Raw genomic sequence first — 1805 nt, forward strand, 5'->3', positions numbered from 1 at the left:
TCATCATAGCTGAACTTACCAGAAAATTCTTCTGTTCCAAACTCATAGGTAATAGTAATAGCTTGGGCAGGATTAATTTCAATCACTGCTAGGCTTAAAGCCGCACCAGTAGTGATTATTGCTAATTTTTGGCAGATCCTTTGTCCCTTAAACATTAATTTAAACCTGTCTCTTATTTGTTGATATTACTGATTTTTCACTCATCTAATTAAGTCTATACCAAGGGTCATTATAGTTGACCAACATTACAGAAGCTTTACAGAAAATTTAATTAAAAATTATAAAATACCATTGTGGATAACGGTTGAGACTATAGCAATAGGGGTAGGGAGTAGGGAATAGGGAATAGGGAACAAAAAGGGGTTGATAAACTTTAAATTTCTTAACACAGTTAACAGAATTGATGTCCAAGTAGTTATTTTGAAACTTGTTGATAAATCCCAACCACATTCTGGTAAACTAATCCGTCAGCCTTCAGCCGTCAGCCTTCAGCCTTCAGCCTTCAGCCATTTGCTTAGCGTGGGCAATGCGCAATGCGCAATGGCAAAACGAGAGCATTTAATAGTTCGAGATTAATGAGAATTGAAAGTTTCGGTAAAAGCTGATAGCTGATACGCGACACGCTGATCGCTGGTATTTCAAGTAACAGTAAGGAGAAACTAATTAATACTAAACTCTAGCGTTTATCAGAGTTATCAGGTACATTAAATTTTATTATCCCTACTCCCTACTCCCTACTCCCTACTCCCTACTCCCTGTTCCCTTTGCTATATGATTGAATTTGCGTCTTTCAAAACTCAACTAGCTGCTTCAGCTCCCCGTTTGTTTGAGCTAATTGATAGTTTTAAGCAATCCAAGGTACTAGTGGTTGGTGATTTAACTCTTGATGAGTTTCTCACAGGTGAAGTGGAACGAATTTCACGAGAGGCTCCAGTATTAATAATACGTCATGAAACCACTCGTCAAACTCCTGGTGGTGGGGCAAATGCTGTTTATAATCTCGCTAAGCTGGGAGCAGAGGTAAAGGTAGCTGGGTTTTTGAGTAAGGATCCTCAAGGGCAAGTGCTGCGGACGATGTTTGAGGAGGTGGGGATTGATACGAGTACGATCGTGATTGATCCAGACCGACCAACTGTGACCAAAAGCCGGATTGCTGGTCATGCCCGTCAGTCGGTGACTCAGCAGATTGTGCGAATAGACCGCAAGTCGGATGAATTGCCAGACCGGGATAAGCAGTTAGAGTTGGCAGCACAAATACAACAGCATTTAGGTCAGGTGGATGCTGTGGTTTGTTCTGATTACGGAGATGGTGTATTTACACCACCAGTGATTGAAGCCGTTTTGTCTCACGACCGCACCATTGTAGATACTCAGAAGAATCTGGAGCGTTATCATGGCGCTAGAGTTTTTACTCCTAATCTGCCAGAAGCGGAGCGAGCAGTGGGGTATGGGATTAAGAGTTTTGAGGATTTGTTGAGAGCTGGTAGAGATTTGTTGGCACTGACTCAAGGGGAAGAAATTCTGATTACTCGTGGTGAACAGGGGATGAGTTTGTTTGCTCGTGATGGTAAGGTTGAGCATATCCCAGCGTTTAATCGCACCGATGTATTTGATGTAACTGGTGCTGGGGATACGGTGGTAGCAGCCCTGACCTTGAGCTTGTGTCTGGGGGCTTCCTACTGGGAAGCAGCGGTTTTGGGTAATTTAGCCGCTAGCATTGTGGTGCGTCAGTTTGGTACAGCAACTACTAGTCAGGATGAGATGAAAGAGGCTTTACAGGGATTGTTGGAGGTTGAAGCATAAAC

Annotated in this window: 1 protein-coding gene; it reads left to right on the top strand. The window is 42.8% G+C overall.

Going from position 1 to position 1805, the window contains the following annotated elements:
* Positions 1-771 precede the first annotated feature (771 nt).
* The gene (locus F6K38_RS17380; RefSeq protein ID WP_287251722.1) at positions 772-1803 is read left to right on the top strand and encodes a bifunctional heptose 7-phosphate kinase/heptose 1-phosphate adenyltransferase; all 1032 of its coding nucleotides are present in this window, start codon (positions 772-774) and stop codon (positions 1801-1803) included.
* Positions 1804-1805: the final 2 nt, after the last annotated feature.

This window comes from Moorena sp. SIO3B2 (genome assembly GCF_010692525.1).
In the GTDB taxonomy this organism is placed as follows: domain Bacteria; phylum Cyanobacteriota; class Cyanobacteriia; order Cyanobacteriales; family Coleofasciculaceae; genus Moorena; species Moorena producens.

Bases quoted from the DNA above. Each gene is read 5' to 3' on its own strand.
- F6K38_RS17380 (WP_287251722.1), top strand. From the start codon at position 772: ATGATTGAATTTGCGTCTTTCAAAACTCAACTAGCTGCTTCAGCTCCC.